Annotated in this window: 12 protein-coding genes and 2 tRNA genes; 1 reads left to right on the top strand and 13 read right to left on the bottom strand. The window is 43.7% G+C overall.

Annotated elements, in window-relative coordinates; all coding sequences use genetic code 11:
• Window positions 1–19: 19 nt before the first annotated feature.
• From AC1EK3_RS00375 to AC1EK3_RS00325, 11 genes are all read right to left on the bottom strand, one after another.
• Complete coding sequence (locus AC1EK3_RS00375) at window positions 20–1861, bottom strand: peptidoglycan D,D-transpeptidase FtsI family protein (protein ID WP_480033312.1); 1842 nt, start codon at window positions 1859–1861, stop codon at window positions 20–22.
• Window positions 1861–2487: a hypothetical protein gene (locus tag AC1EK3_RS00370; protein WP_004136828.1), complete on the bottom strand. Its 627-nt coding sequence runs from the start codon at window positions 2485–2487 to the stop codon at window positions 1861–1863. Before AC1EK3_RS00370 ends, AC1EK3_RS00375 begins: the two co-directional genes overlap by 1 nt.
• A 2-nt stretch (window positions 2488–2489) precedes the next feature.
• The gene (gene rsmH, locus AC1EK3_RS00365) at window positions 2490–3515 is read right to left on the bottom strand and encodes a 16S rRNA (cytosine(1402)-N(4))-methyltransferase RsmH (RefSeq protein ID WP_004136826.1); all 1026 of its coding nucleotides are present in this window, start codon (window positions 3513–3515) and stop codon (window positions 2490–2492) included.
• Window positions 3515–4360, bottom strand: coding sequence for a division/cell wall cluster transcriptional repressor MraZ (gene mraZ, locus AC1EK3_RS00360; protein ID WP_480033313.1), 846 nt, complete (start codon window positions 4358–4360; stop codon window positions 3515–3517). The genes rsmH and mraZ overlap by 1 nt, the downstream gene beginning before the upstream one ends.
• A 465-nt stretch (window positions 4361–4825) precedes the next feature.
• Window positions 4826–6163 carry a type I glutamate--ammonia ligase gene (gene glnA, locus AC1EK3_RS00355; protein ID WP_415683754.1) on the bottom strand — a complete coding sequence of 446 codons (1338 nt, stop codon included), beginning with the start codon at window positions 6161–6163 and terminating at the stop codon, window positions 4826–4828.
• A gap of 198 nt (window positions 6164–6361) precedes the next feature.
• On the bottom strand, window positions 6362–7066 hold the full coding sequence (locus tag AC1EK3_RS00350) for a hypothetical protein (protein WP_480033314.1): 705 nt from the start codon (window positions 7064–7066) through the stop codon (window positions 6362–6364).
• Between the two features lie 82 nt (window positions 7067–7148).
• Window positions 7149–10715, bottom strand: a complete 3567-nt coding sequence (gene dnaE, locus AC1EK3_RS00345; RefSeq protein ID WP_480033315.1) for a DNA polymerase III subunit alpha — start codon at window positions 10713–10715, stop codon at window positions 7149–7151.
• Window positions 10716–10760: 45 nt separating this feature from the next.
• Window positions 10761–11699: an RluA family pseudouridine synthase gene (locus tag AC1EK3_RS00340; protein WP_480033316.1), complete on the bottom strand. Its 939-nt coding sequence runs from the start codon at window positions 11697–11699 to the stop codon at window positions 10761–10763.
• The gene (locus tag AC1EK3_RS00335; protein WP_391495947.1) at window positions 11692–12186 is read right to left on the bottom strand and encodes a signal peptidase II; all 495 of its coding nucleotides are present in this window, start codon (window positions 12184–12186) and stop codon (window positions 11692–11694) included. The genes AC1EK3_RS00340 and AC1EK3_RS00335 overlap by 8 nt, the downstream gene beginning before the upstream one ends.
• 96 nt (window positions 12187–12282) lie before the next feature.
• Complete coding sequence (locus AC1EK3_RS00330) at window positions 12283–13611, bottom strand: DivIVA domain-containing protein (protein ID WP_391495948.1); 1329 nt, start codon at window positions 13609–13611, stop codon at window positions 12283–12285.
• Window positions 13612–13762: 151 nt separating this feature from the next.
• Window positions 13763–14041, bottom strand: coding sequence for a YggT family protein (locus AC1EK3_RS00325; RefSeq protein WP_415683749.1), 279 nt, complete (start codon window positions 14039–14041; stop codon window positions 13763–13765).
• A 173-nt stretch (window positions 14042–14214) separates the two neighbouring features.
• Here AC1EK3_RS00325 and galE point away from each other — a divergent pair, with 173 nt between their 5' ends.
• Window positions 14215–15225, top strand: a complete 1011-nt coding sequence (gene galE, locus AC1EK3_RS00320; RefSeq protein ID WP_004108540.1) for a UDP-glucose 4-epimerase GalE — start codon at window positions 14215–14217, stop codon at window positions 15223–15225.
• A gap of 49 nt (window positions 15226–15274) precedes the next feature.
• Here galE and AC1EK3_RS00315 read toward each other — a convergent pair.
• A tRNA-Phe gene (locus AC1EK3_RS00315) sits at window positions 15275–15347 on the bottom strand.
• A 43-nt stretch (window positions 15348–15390) separates the two neighbouring features.
• Window positions 15391–15464, bottom strand: a tRNA-Asp gene (locus tag AC1EK3_RS00310).
• Window positions 15465–15548 lie beyond the last annotated feature (84 nt).

Here is a 15548-nt window from a genome sequence, read left to right as displayed (position 1 = left end):
CAACATTGTAATGCGCTCATTACCAATTTACCGCAACAGGGTTCGTGCGTGCAGCAGAAGTTGGAACATCGTACTTTTGCATAAGGAATTCGCCGATTGTCTTGAACAATGGGCCTGAAGTCATACCACCGTAAACGCCTTGCGGATCTTTTAGCACAACGGTTACGATGAATCGAGGATTATCCGCCGGAATAGCACCAGACCAGTCGCTAATTGTGGAGCTAAGACGGCCATCAGGTCCCGCAACTTCTGCAGTACCACTCTTTGCAGCAACACGGTAACCATCAACACCTGCGAAACTGTGATAATGCTCACCTGAGTTTTCAAGAGCGTTCATCATTTGAGCTGCAACATTCTCATCAATAACTCGCGTTCCTTGAGCACGCCCAGCTTTAGTTACATGACCATTAGAATCAATAACAGACTTAATCAAAGTTTGACGCAGTTTCACGCCTTTATTCGCAATAGTTGCCATAGCATTAGTAAGCTGCAAAGCGTTCACAGCATAACCTTGGCCGAAGAGAACAGTATCTTTCTTACGACCATCCCAAGATTGCATGCTAGGAAGCAAACCGCGAGATTCACCCTGCAAATTCAATCCGGTATACTGACCAAGACCAAACTTATAAAGATATTCGTAGCGCTTATCTAACGGATACCTTTCGCCAGCCATAACCATACCAATGTTTGAAGATTCAGCAAGAATACCAGCCAAAGTCCAATGTTCAACACCATGATCAACAGCATCATGATATGTTTGACCATTCTTATTAATGCTGTTAGGAACCGCAAACTGATCGCTAAGCTTGTGAGCGCCGGTTTGCAACATACCAGCCATTGCAAAAGCCTTACCAATAGAACCTGGTTCAAAGGTTTGACTTACTGCACGAGACACGTTTACTTTGGATTGTGTGCTACCAGCTTTAATATCGTCAGTATCTTCCAAAGCAAGAATTTCGCCAGTTCGAACATCCTGAACTACTGCAACACCCCATGCTGCACGATATTGTTTCTTTCCGTCAAGAAGAACCTTCTTAACATACCAATCAACATCGCTATCAATCGTAAGCTTAATATCACTGCCGTTTACAGCAGGTTTAGATTCTGTTACAGTTCCTGGAATCTTCTCATTTCCAACATTATTACCTTGATAACGCTGGTAGCCGTCTACACCGTTTAAGGTGGAGTCATGAGTTAGCTCAAGTCCAGAAACACCAACTTCGCCCTTGCGATTCTTTAAGTCTTTACGATTAACTTCATCTGCATTTGAAACTGCGCCAATTACAGAACCAAGAATTGGACCGCTAGAATACACGCGCTCACTACTATTTTCTGCATAAATGCATCCGGAAAGATTAAGATTGTCAATAGCGCGCTTAACTGCAGGAGTTACGTTACGCTTCAACAAAACGTAACGACCAACGCCAGCTAATTTTCCGCCAAGCTCTACAGAACTCATGTGAAGAATCGGAGCTAGCAAACGAGCAACCGCCACAGCGCCCGTGCCCTCTACCGGTTTACCATTTAGCATATGGCAATTATTTTCAGTCTGCTTAGTGCATGGCGTAGGCTTAAAAGCCTGAGCGTTAAGAGGGTCTCCAATAATATTGAATCTCTCAACGCTTTGTGCAAGAACAGCACCATTGGAATCCAAAATTTTGCCACGACGAGCAAGAATTGGGCGCACTCTACTGCGTTCTGCTTGAGCTGCCTGTGCAGTAGAACGTGCGTTAATTAGCTGAATATAGCTAAGCTTTACAACGGCACAAATGCCTATGAAAGCGAAAACTATAGCAATAACAGCGCATTTACGAACAAAGTTTTGTTCTCTGGCGAAACGTTGTTTAAAAATGTGGCGCATCAATGTTTCTCCTGTTTTGTTTGTTGTGACTGTTGTTTTTGTTGCTGTTCTTTAGTTTTATTTTTAGGTTTATTTTTAGTTTTGTTTTTAGCTTTATCCTGCGTATTATTTTGCGAATTATTATTTTTTGGAACTTCTTTTTTGTTCTTTTGATTATGCTTTCGTTTAGCCGCATAATCACTTAAATCAATCGCAATAGAACCTTGCTGCGGTATCATCCCCATGCGTTGCGCTTTCGAAGGAAGCTCAGCATCCAAAGTATCGAGCTTTGCTTGCTTAGCCTCAACATCTTGACGCAAGCGTGAAATACGAGATTGCGTAGCAGTCTGCTCAAAAGAAAGCTCAGCCATTTGCGTACGAAGCATAAGCGAAGTAGACAAAGTCACAACCATGAAAATCACAATAATCATGAAATTTATGATTGGAACTTTGCGCGTATTACTCCAGTTCATAACTTTCTGCAAGCGATTAAGAACAACGGAAGTTTGACGCTTAGCAGCACCAAATACTGCTGTGGAGGAATTTCGCGAATAATCTTTACGAGTTGACGAATCCTTAACACGACCTGCAGGAGCGGAAGTAGAAGAAGCCGAACGCAATACGCGATTTTTAGTATTCAATACCATTTTTATCGGCCTCCTTTACGAGGCTCTAAGCCATAAGCTTCATCTTTAAGCCTATTAAGCCAACGATTAGGAATAGGACGACACAATTCAACAGCGCGCAAACGAACTGAGGAAGAGCGAGTATTATGCTCAATCTCCTCTTTAGATGCTTTCATTGCGCCTCTTGTAAGAGACTTAAAGAAAGGCTGAGCATCTTCAGGAATAACAGGCATATTCGCTGGAACGTCAACAGTTAAGCCCTTATTCATAAAGCGCTTAACAGTTGTGTCTTCCAAAGAATGGTAAGACTCAACTACAAGACGGCCATGTTCACGAAGATGCAAAGCAATCTTTGGAAGCGTGCGCTGAAGCTTATCTAACTCACCATTTACTTCAATACGCAAAGCCTGGAAAACGCGCTTAGCTGGATTTCCAGTAGCGCGATGAGCCTTAGGAATCACATCGTCAACTAAACGAACAAGCTGTAGGGAAGTTAAAAGAGGCTGGTCTTCGCGAGTTTCAACAATTCGACGCGCAATAAGAGACGCAAAACGCTCTTCGCCATACTCGCGGAAAATCTTAGTTAATTCGCGAGCATCATATGTTGCTAAAATCGTTGCCGCAGTAGTAGATTGCGTAGTATCCATACGCATATCAAGAGCGGTGTCGTGAGAGTAGGAGAAGCCGCGATCTGCTTCGTCAATTTGCAGGCTAGAAAGACCCAAATCCATAAAAGCTGCGTCAATTGAATCAATATTATGCGCGTTTAAGACTGAGTCAATTTCGTCAAAAGCTGCGTGAGCCGGAATAAAACGATTTTCCAAACCTTCGTTACGCATGCGTTCTGTAGCTAAAGACAGCGCCTCAGAATCTCGATCAATTCCAATAAGAGTTGCAAAAGGAGCTGCTTTAAGAAATGCTGTAGCATGGCCGGCAAGACCTAGTGTGCAATCCACTACAACCGCGTCTTTATGCTGCAAAGCAGGAGTTACTAAATCGACGCAATCTTGCAATAAAACCGGGGCGTGTATGGTTGTAATATCTTGCATTACATCACCGCCGGAAGTACATCGTCAGCAATATCGGAATAACCTTGCTCACGATCAGCAAGATAAGCTTCCCAAGCCGACTTATTCCAAATTTCAGCACGCGTACCAACACCAATAACAACGATTTCGTTGCCTAAACTGGCGTAATCCCTAAGCATTGTCGGCACAACAATACGACCTTGCTTATCTGGCTCTTCGTCAACAGCGCCAGAAAGAAAGACGCGCAAATAATCACGAGCAGACTTATTGCTCATAGAAGTGCGCTGAATTTGCGTGGTCATGCGCTGAAACTCAGTCATTGGAAGCACGTAAACGCAACGCTCTTGGCCACGAGCCATAACAAAACCGCTTCCAAGTTGAGCGCGGAATTTTGCAGGAAGAGCCACGCGACCCTTATCGTCGATTTTCGGAGTGTAAGTTCCAAGCAAAATAGGAGCTAATGGCGAAACAGCAGGATTTTGCACATACTGAACAGGCTGCTGCATTGGCTGAACTGGCTGCTGAACATTAGAGAACGGTGCAATTGGCATAGCTGCAGCTTGTGCAGACGAATCAGCAGCGCCGGACGGAGTGGAGGTGAAAACCGGTGCTGGCATATATTGCTGCATTGCTGGCATAACAGTTGAAGGCATACCATAATAACCCTGAATCGACTGCTTAGATTGTATAGGTTGAACAGGCTGAACGTATTGTTGCTGAGGCACTTGTGAATCTTGCATTTGCAGTGGCATCTGCGATTGCTGAGAAACATTTGAATCAGCAACTTGTTGAGCCTGATTTATGGAATGCTCAGAGGAAGAATTGGCGCTATTGCGCGGTTGCTTATTAGCATCACGACGTGCCATACTCCACCTCCTTAATTCAACATGTACTATGCCATTTACACGTTGCTCACCATTTTACCCCATTCCTCCCCAAAAATCCCCACTTTTTTACAAAATTTTTGATTTTTTTGAAGCAAATCACCAATAAAAAAAAACAAAAGACCCTAAAGCAGTGTGCAATCTGCAGCAGTGTCCCAAAACAGGCAAAATGAGACACGTGCGCAGAACGCGTACTGCACGAGTGTCCCAAAACAACAAACAAAAGACCCTCACGCAGCGCGACGACCTGCTTGAGCGCTGCCATTTAGCGCGAAGGCAACTCGGAGCGTGAGCTTGCTCAGGCGGAAAGTCCAGTGGACTTTCCGCGCAAGCTCAGCAGCGAGCGCGTAATCCGCGCGAGCGCAATCTGCATGAGGGTCTTAACAACTAAAAATGCCGGAGAAAAACTCCGGCAAATGTTTCATAAAAGCGTCAAAGGCGCTCGCGCTACAATCGCGGCAAATACTTCTCCAGCTCAAAAGGCGTAACTTGACGACGGTACTCTTCCCACTCCTGGTGCTTATTGCGCAAGAAGTACTCAAAAGCGTGTTCACCTAATACGCTTGCAACGAAGTCCGAGCGCTCCATAATCTTTAGTGCTTCATCCAAGGATTCCGGCAATGGCTGAATACCCATTGCTTGACGCTCAGCATCAGTAAGCTCCCACACATCGTCGCTAGTTGGATCACACAAAGTCATTTGCTTTTCAATACCATCCAAGCCAGCAGCAAGAAGCACAGAGTAAGCAAGATACGGATTCGCTACAGGATCTAGCGCGCGGAATTCCATTCGGCAAGAATTGCCTTTACCAGGCTTGTATTGCGGCACACGCAGAAGCGCAGAACGGTTGCTATGACCCCAGCAAACGTAGCTAGGAGCTTCCGCACCACCCCACAAACGCTTATAAGAGTTCACATATTGATCAGTTACAGCGCAAATTTCTGAAGCATGATGCAAAATACCAGCAGCAAATTGACGCGCAATAAGAGACATATTAAATTCTTGACCTGCCTCATAAAAAGCGTTCGTATCACCTTCGAACAAACTCAAATGCGTATGCATACCCGAGCCAGGTTGATCAGTTAGCGGCTTTGGCATAAAGCTTGCGTACATTCCGCGTTCAAGAGAAATTTCCTTAACTACAGTGCGGAAAGTCATAATATTGTCCGCGGTAGTAAGAGCATCTGCATAACGCAAGTCAATTTCGTTTTGACCAGGACCGCCCTCGTGATGCGAGTATTCTACAGAAATACCCATTTGTTCAAGCATACTAACTGCGCTACGACGGAAATCCATAGCCGAACTTCTAGGAACGTGGTCAAAATAGCCACCCTCATCAATCGGCACAGGAGTTTTGGACCAATCATCTTGAGCTTCAAACAAATAAAACTCAATTTCAGGATGCACGTAGAAAGTAAATCCTTTTTCTTTCGCTTTTGCGAGCGCAGTCTTTAAAACGTGACGAGGGTCTCCCAGCGAAGGCTCTCCGTCTGGAGTTAGCACATCGCAGAACATGCGCGCTGTACCTTCCGGACCTCCATGCCATGGAAGAATTTGGAACGTCGAGGGATCCGGCTTCACAATCATATCGTCTTCTAGGACGCGAGTCATTCCTTCTATTGCTGAGCCGTCGAACCCTATTCCCTCTTCAAAAGCTGCTTCTAATTCAGCAGGGGCAATAGCAACGGATTTAAGCGTGCCTAAGACATCCGTAAACCAGAGTCGAATAAAACGCACGTCTCGCTCTTCAACAGTACGCAGAGCAAACTCTTGTTGTCGATCCATAATAAGCCCCTTGGGTATCATCCGGTTGTATGCATAGCCACGCACATATGCATATTCACATGCAATTGTAGTGTATTATTTCGCATTACGCTTCATATGTTGAGCTTATATTCAATGAATTTACGTAATTGTAATGAAATTTCTACGTTACGTCACAACTTCTTCAATTTAATATGCCAATTAATTGCTTAATTATTTTTACTTTCTTTTGCCATATTTTTGAAATAGCTCGTACGCGTTTGCATCGCTTAAATCGTCACTATTAAAAATTTCTATATTTTGTTTCGAAATAGTTTCAACTGTTTCCATGCCAATAGCTAAATCTTCTACTGCACGCGACCACACAGCTAACGCCATAGGCGCAACTATTTCTTGTGGCTCGCAATTATATTCGTAAACTTTTGCATTTAATTTATCAGCTCTATTTGTAATGAGCATAACATCCATTCCACGGAAGAAATCAACAAATTTTTGCACTGCTTCTTCCGGCTCATTGCCGTCCAAATTTTTTAATACTGCAACAGCACCTTGTTCTTCATCGAAGCATTGTGCTGAAACGCTAGCCATTTTGCAAAAAGCAGCCAGCAACTGCGCAGGCTGCACATACGTAACCATTAACGCAACTTTTGCTTTATTTCCAAGCAGACCTTGCAAGTCTTCTTCAAAATTAGCTTCTTCAATATTGCGCATAGCTTGATCAAGAAAATCATTTTCTTGATTATCGTCGCTTTTTTGGTTATTTTCTAAATTTTCGCTATTTAAATTTTCTTGCGACGCTTCTTTAAATTCACGTTCAAATCCTGCGAGCGCATTATCTAATTCCGCATCAGTAAAAGAAGTGCGCACAGAATCGTCATTATTGTGCTTGTCGTCATTATTGTGCTCGTCACCGTTGTTTAACATATTCGTCGTTTCCTCCCCTTTCAATGTAATTTCTTAAAGCATACCTAGTTTTATATTTTATCAAATCAGTAGTGCATATTTTCTACGCGCTAGGCAAACAACTAGATCCAAAAACAATTTTCATTTCAGCAAACAAAGAAGTATCTCGCTTTACACGGAAACGATCTCCAAAAGTAAGAACTTGCGCCTTGCCAGTATCATCGACAAGAGCCAAGCGCACTTCACAGCAGCCTGGGTGTCGTCTCAAAATGTCACTTAATTGCGCAACATGACCTTTATCTAGAACTTTACGAGGAATAACAACTGTTAAAGGTCTTTCATCAACTGATTCGAGAGTTGGTATTTCAAACTCTGTAGCACGCATTGAAACAGTTTCATCACGCACTTCAACTTGTCCGCGAATACGCACAACTTGGTCAATTGCAAGTTCTTGCGCTGAAGCTTCGTACACTTTGCCAAAGAACATGCATTGTATTGAACTTTCCATGTCTTCAACAGTGACAATCGCCCAAGCGTTACCTTTTCGAGACACTCGCCTATCTACGCTCGTAACTAGGCCTGCAATAGTTACTTGCTGGCCGTCACTCATAGTTCTTGCTCTGTCGATCAGTTGAGCGATTGACATCTCACGTAAATCTGCCAAAACCGCAGACAATCCACTTAGTGGATGGTCAGAAACGTACAATCCAAGCATTTCTCGCTCAAAATTAAGCTTTGTTTTTTTATCCCACTCTTCAACATCAGGTACAGTAATTTGCATATCTCCCATACCATTGTCGTCATCCGAGTCAGAAGACGAATCAAAATCAGCAAATAAATCAAACTGACCTTCTGCCTGCTTACGCTTAAGCGCAATCACAGAATCAATCGCAGGATCACAAATTTGAAATAGAGCACGACGATTTGAATCAATAGAATCAAAAGCTCCAGCTTTAATAAGTGATTCTACTAGTCGGCGGTTTAGTGCGGTAATTGGCACGCGCTTTACGAAATCCATAAAGTTTACGAAACGTCCGCGCTCGCCTTCGCGCTCAGCAATAATATCGTTTACTGCTTTGTCTCCAACGTTACGAATAGCGCCCAAACCAAAGCGCACAACATCTCCAACTGCGGAATACTCAAGAACAGACTCGTTTACATCAGGCTGCAAAACTTGAATACCCATGCGCCTTGCCTCGCCCAAGTACAGTGCAGTTTTATCTTTATTCGTGCGCTCGTTTTGCAGCAAAGCTGCCATAAATTCCACAGGATAATGCGTTTTTAAGTATGCCGTCCAGTAAGAAATCAGACCATAAGCTGCAGAGTGAGCTTTATTAAACGCGTAACCAGAGAACGGAACCAAAACATCCCACACAGCTTGTGCAGCTTCTTCAGAATATCCGTGAGCTTTCATACCTTCAAAGAATGGCACTTGCTCTTTTGCTAGCACTTCCGGCTTTTTCTTGCCCATTGCTCGACGCAAAACATCTGCTTTACCAAGACTGTAGCCTGCTAAAATACGCGCTGCAGACTGCACCTGCTCCTGGTAAACAATCAAACCGTAAGTTTCGTCCAAAACTTCCTTTAACGGCTCAGCAACTTCTGGATGAATAGGGATAATATCTTGCAAACCATTCTTGCGCTTAGCGTAATTCGTATGCGAATCCATATCCATAGGACCAGGCCTGTAAAGTGCAATCAAAGCCGAAATATCGTTGAAATTATCCGGTTTCAAAGTACGTAGAAGCGCACGCATACCGTCGGAATCAAGCTGGAAAACGCCTAAAGTGTCCCCCCTGGAAAGCAGTTTATAAGTAGCTTTATCGTCTAACGGAATCTTAGTATAATCAATCGGATCTTTCCCATTATTTTCGATATTTCGCAAAGTATCGCGAATAACAGTCAAGTTGGAAAGACCCAAAAAGTCCATTTTTACAAGACCGAGAGTTTCACAAGTGTGATACTCAAAAGTTGTTGTAATCGTTCCATCAGTGCGCTCTAAAAGCGGCGAAGTGTTTGTGATTGGCTCCGAGCCCATGATTGTTGCACAAGCGTGCACACCTGTTTGGCGAATCAAACCTTCAATGCCCTTAGCTTCTTCGGTAATGCGATGAGTATCTGGATCCGTATCGTACATTTCGCGGAACTCGCGCGCTTCAGCGTAACGCTTGTTTTTTTCGTCGAAAATGTCGTGCAAGCTCATATCTTTGCCGTTTTTAGCAGGAGGAAGAACTTTCGTAATTTTTTCGCCTACTGAAAACTCGTAGCCCATAATACGCGCAGAATCTTTAAGAGCTTGCTTCGTTTTAATAGTTCCGTAAATAACGCACTGAGCAACTTTATCTCTACCGTATTTTTCGCCCACGTATTCAAGAACTTTAGCTCGACCATCCGGGTCAAAATCAACATCAATATCAGGCAAGGATACGCGCTCCGGGTTTAAGAAGCGTTCAAAAATCAGACCATGTTTCATAGGATCAAGCTCAGTAATGCCCATTGCGTACGCAACCATAGCGCCTGCAGCAGAACCACGACCAGGACCTACCATTACACCATGCGCTTTAGCCCAATTAATATAATCTGCAACAACTAAAAAGTATCCGCAGAATTGCATTTGGCAAATCACGCCGCACTCGTAATCAGCCTGCTTTAAAACTTCCATTGGAATGTTGTTATTGTAACGACGCTCCAAACCTTCCTCAACTTTTTTAAGGAATAACGAAGTCTCATCCCAACCTTCCGGACAGTCAAATTGCGGCATAAAAGCGCCATCTTCGCCGTCGTCGAACATGACATTGCAACGTCGAGCAATCTCAAGCGTGTTATCGCAAGCTTCTGGAAACTCTTTAAAAAGCTCACGCATTTGCTCAGCGGACTTCAAATAGTATCCTGAACCGTCAAACTTAAAACGGTCAGGATCGTCCAAGCGCGAGCCGGAATTAATGCAAAGCATAGCATCTTGCGCTTCACGATCTTCTTCATGAACGTAATGCAAATCGTTCGTTGCAAGAAGAGGAGCGTTAAGTTTTTTCGCAATTTCAAGCAAGTCTTTAGTTACGCGCGTTTCAATAGAAAGCCCGTGATTCATAAGCTCGATAAAGAAATTGTCACGCCCGAAAATATCTTGAAACTCACCAGCTGCTCGTAAAGCCTCTTTGAACTGACCTAAGCGAAGACGCGTCTGGATAATTCCAGAAGGGCATCCTGAAGACGCAATTACACCTTTTGAGTAGGTTGAAAGCACGTCTTTATCCATACGCGGGTAGCGCATAACTCTACCCTCAAGATTCGCCACAGACGAAGCTTTAAGAAGATTTGTTAAGCCGGTATCGTTTTGCGCCCACAAAGTCATATGCGTAATTAAACCGCCACCAGAAACGTCATCTGCACGCTGATCTTCCGTGCCCCAATGCACGCGACTTTTGTCTTGTCTTGCTGTTTCAGGAGTAACATACGCTTCTATGCCAATAATTGGCTTAATCCCAGCTTTTACAGCCGTACTCCACATTTCGTACGCGCCGTGCATGTTGCCATGATCCGTAATAGCTACAGCCGGCATGCCCAACTCTTTAGCACGATTAACTAAATCAGGGATTTTCGACGCACCGTCAAGAAGCGAATAGTGCGTGTGATTGTGCAAATGTACGAAGTTGGTTTCCGGCTGAGTCATAAAAGATATTCTATAAGCGAAAGTTGACTGAAAAATGCAAAAACGTTACTTTGATAATGCTCGCATAGCTTCTAACGCGTGTTGCAAATCAAGAGGATAATGCGACTTAACTGTCACTGATTTACCAGTGCGCGGATGCGTAAAAGTAAGTTCCATAGAATGCAACCATTGACGTTGCAACCCAAGTTTTTGAGCCAAAACTGGGTTCGCTCCATACATTGAATCCCCAACCAAAGGGTGACCAATAGAAGTAAAATGAACGCGTATTTGATGAGTGCGACCAGTTTCCAAATTAACGCTTACTAACGTTGCTTGACCAAAACGCTCAAGCACATCCCAGTGCGTAACAGCAGGCTTGCCGTCAGAAGTAATAGTAAAACGAAAATCAGATACTTTTGCACGACCAATAGGAGCCTCAATAGTAGCTTTATCTTGCGCTAAATCTCCTTGAACAAGCGCATGATACGTTTTTTTAACGATATGCTTTGCAAACTGCTTTTTCATTGCTTCATAAGCAAAGTCTGTTTTGCAAACTAGCATTAATCCGCTTGTTCCAACGTCTAATCTGCTTACGATTCCTTTGCGCGATTCGTCGCACAGCGTTGTTTTTATATCTATTCCAGCAGCTTCTAAGCATTCTGGAACTGTCGGCCCACTCCATCCTTTTGCTGCGTGAGACGCCACTCCAACAGGCTTATCTATTACAACAACATCGTCATCGTTGTAAATAATTGGAATATTACATACAGAAGATTTATTATTTTGCTCTTCTTTTCGTTCTGCACTTTCTTTTTGATCGACAACAATCGTATCTCCATCTTGCAAAATGGAGGATTTTTGCGATTTTCTACCTAAGATTTTCGCTTGGTTACGCTCAATAAGAGATATCGCATTTGCACGCGAAACTCCCATTAGCTTTGATAAGCAAACGTCAAATCTGCAGCCGGAAAATTGGCTTGTAACTTTAAAGCAAATATCACTCATCGGCATGCTCTAAAAGAGGAATCCCAATCAAAATAAGGCATACAACTGCGATTCCTGCAAACATAAGCTCAATATCTGCAACGTTGCCAACAGACCAACCGTAGTTTATAAAATCTACGACTTTGCCATTCAAAAAACCTTGAGCATATTGCGCTCTATCAATGAGGTTTCCAAAAGCTCCAGCAAACGCTAGAGCAAACGCAATAGTCCAATACAAAGATTTTGTGTGCTTAACAGCAGCTATCATTGCACCACAAGCAGCACAAGCTAATACGCTAATAACCCACGTAAAAGAAGAACCTAAGCCAAATGATGCTCCAGGATTTCGTACAAGAGTTAAAGAAAGCAAGTGCGGCACAAGCTCAATGTTTTTCCCGTCACTAAGCGTCGCCAAAGCCCAAAGTTTTGTTATGCGATCCAGCACAACACCAATAAAAACAATCAGTGCAAAAACGGCTACGCGAGTACGTAGCCGTTTCACACGCACATCTCTATGCGTCAATATTTATCCGATCTTTAGTAATTCAAATAGTATCGGTGCAGTGCGCAACATTTTAAAATATCAGTCACGCACTGCTAAAAACTACTCTTGCTTACCAGATTCTTCACCCTGCTTGTTGCCTAATGCAGCATAGGTATTTTCATCAGAAACTTGAGCAACCAACTGACCAAGGAAATCAGTCAAGCGAGTACGATATTCAGTCTCAAATTGCTTGAGGCTCTGAATATTTCCTTCAATAACTTGAGTTTGCTTCTCAAGATTCTCACGTACCTGACGAGCATATGCATCAGCAGCTGTACGAGTTGTAGAATCATAGTCTGCAGCACGATGCTGTACTTCAGCTTCATACTGGTCAGCTTGATCGTGCGTCTGCTTAGAGTAATCATCAGCAGCTTGACGAACCTTACCAGAGTAAGCATCAGCCTCATTGTGAGCACGAGCAGCATAAGAATCGGCATCGCCGCGAGTACGAGTAGAGTAATCGTCAGCATCAGCATGAGTCTGCTTGCTGTATTCTTCAGCTTCAGAACGAGTGCGTGCAGAATATTCATCTGCTTTAGCAACAGTTTCGTTATAACGAGCTTGGCTTTCTTCAACAATTTGTTGAGCCTTAGCCTTGCCCTTATCTACGTATTGATCATGCAATTGCATAGCAAGAGTCAACATTGCAGTTGCACGCTCTGGCTCAGAACCTTGTGCTTCTGCACCAGCACCAGCAATCTTTTGCAAGCTACCAGTTTCAGTATTTGGTTCCATCTTAGCAACCTGCTTTCGAAGCTGCTCTTCACGCTGACGAGACTCTTCCAACTGCTTGGAAAGTTCCTCAACCTTAGTGTTTTCCTGCTGAGTGACAACAAGCTGCTGGCGAACAGTTTCAAGCTCGCGACCCAAGTTTTCACTGCTTGCACGGAAGTCGTCGCGCTCGCGAGTAACAGTTTCAAGCTCTTTTTGAACCTGCTTAGCATTGTCTGCTTGAGCAGTTTGAGCAGTTAACTGATCTACCTGCGCACCCAAACCATCTAACTGTTCCTTCAACTGCTGGTTTTGAGCAGTCAAAGCACGATTACTTTCTTCAGCTTCACGCAACTTAGTTGCAGTAGCTTCAAGTTGAGAAGCAGCTTCATTTGATTCGCCCTGCTTCTTAGAAGCATTACGCAATGCCTCATTTTCTTTAGTTAAGGATTCTACCTTAGAAGTTAACTCAGCAATCTTCGTATTCAAACCCGCAACATCACGGCCAAGAGATTGCGTGGAAGCTCCTAGGCCCTGCACTGCCTGCTGACCGAGTGCTTCTATTGTTTCTGTAACCTGATCGAGAAACTCGTCGACCTCGTCAACGTCATAACCTCCCTTAAAACGTACAATTTGGAAGGTATGCTCTCGAATGTCCTTAGGCGTCAACAGAGTCATATGCTTTACACCTCGCTTTTTGGGCATAGCCCTTTGATATATATCTATTCGATGCTATCACGTCCGCAGAAAATTAGTGCGGTTAATACAAAAATTTATGTAACAAAACGCCGCTTTTATAAAAATTACGCTCTTAAAACCATAAACTCATCTATAACCAAATTTGAAGAACGTACAAAGCAAAATATAAAAGCATATAACTTACGTCAATACTGATATTTCCGCAACGAGTTGGCGGAATAAACTTACGCAATACTCGCAATGGCGGCTCTGTTATGAAATAAATAATCCGTATTAGAAAATTAAAAACACCTCTAGGCCGCATACGAGGAATAAGCACAAATAACCAATCTGCAACCATTCGAATAATCATTATTATCAAATAAGCGCGTATGATCACACGCAATACAGATAACGCAACAAATATCATTCGAACATCACCTTACAAAATAATACGATTGACACATTCAAGTTAAGCATACGCTACAGAATCAAAATGCAAGAATAACAAATGCTATGCAACAGATGCATACCATGAAACTTCAGTTTTACGAGATATAATCTCACTGATTGTATTGATATTATTCAAAAGGAAGGTCGACAATGACTGTTCTCGTTACAGGTGGATGCGGATACATTGGAGCACACGTAGTTCACGCCTTACATGAAACAAAGCAAAATGTCGTCGTCGTTGACGATTTAAGCTACGGAAAGCCTACAAGAATTGAAGGCGCACGTCTTTATGGTATGGATATCTCTTCTCCTGATGCAGGAAAGCGACTTGCGCAAATTATGAAAGATGAGCATGTTGATGCTGTAATTCACTTTGCTGCTAGAAAGCAAGTTGGAGAGTCCGTAGAAAAGCCACTTTGGTATTATCAACAGAATATTAACGGCATGCTTAATGTGCTTGAAGGCATGAAAGATAGCGGAGTTAAGAAGCTCGTATTTTCTTCTTCTGCAGCAACTTATGGCGTTCCTCCTGTTGAAGTTGTACCAGAAGATGTTGTGCCAATGTTGCCAATTAACCCTTATGGTCAAACCAAGCTTTTTGGCGAATGGATGGCACGCGCTTGCGAGCACACATACGGAATTCGCTTCTGCGCACTGCGTTACTTCAACGTAGCTGGATGCGGTCCGGTGGAATTGGAAGATCCTGCGATTTTGAACTTAATTCCTATGCTTCTTGACAGACTACAGCGAGGAAAAGCACCTGCTATTTTTGGCGACGACTACCCTACTGCTGATGGCACTTGCATTCGCGACTATATTCACGTTTCTGATTTAGCAGACGCGCATATTGCAGCACTTACGTATTTGGATCGCGACGAACGCAAGTATGACGCTTTTAACGTAGGAACTGGTAAGGGTACGTCTGTGCGCGAAATTGTTGACGAAGTGCGCAGAGTTACCGGTTTGCCATTTAAAGAAACTGTTCTTGATCGCAGAGCTGGAGATCCTCCACAGCTTATTGGCAGCACGAAGCGAATTAACGAAGAAATGGGTTGGCATGCTCGCTACGACGTGAAGGACATCGTAGAATCTGCTTGGGCAGCTTGGCAGGCAAACCCTGAACATCATATTGATGTTGATTCGTGGAAGCAACTTGACTAGCGAATAAAACAAAACGCGCGGCACAAATCGTGTCGCGCGTTTTTTGTTGTGGCTCCGAGCGGGATCGATCCGCTGACCTAACGATTTTCAGTCGTTCGCTCTACCAACTGAGCTACAGAGCCATGACGAATAAAAAACCCGGCGAACCGGGTATTCTATTAATCGCGACCCCGGCCGGACTTGAACCGGTGACCTCCGCCGTGACAGGGCGGCGCTCTAACCAACTGAGCTACGGGGCCGTGGCTTTGTTCTCTCGAACAGCCGAGTCACTATCTTACAGAATCCTTAGCAAAATGCAAGTGCCGCGCGTGTTCGGCGTGTTG

The organism is Gardnerella sp. C0026F2, assembly GCF_056590715.1.
This window is presented reverse-complemented; position numbering and strand designations above follow the sequence as displayed.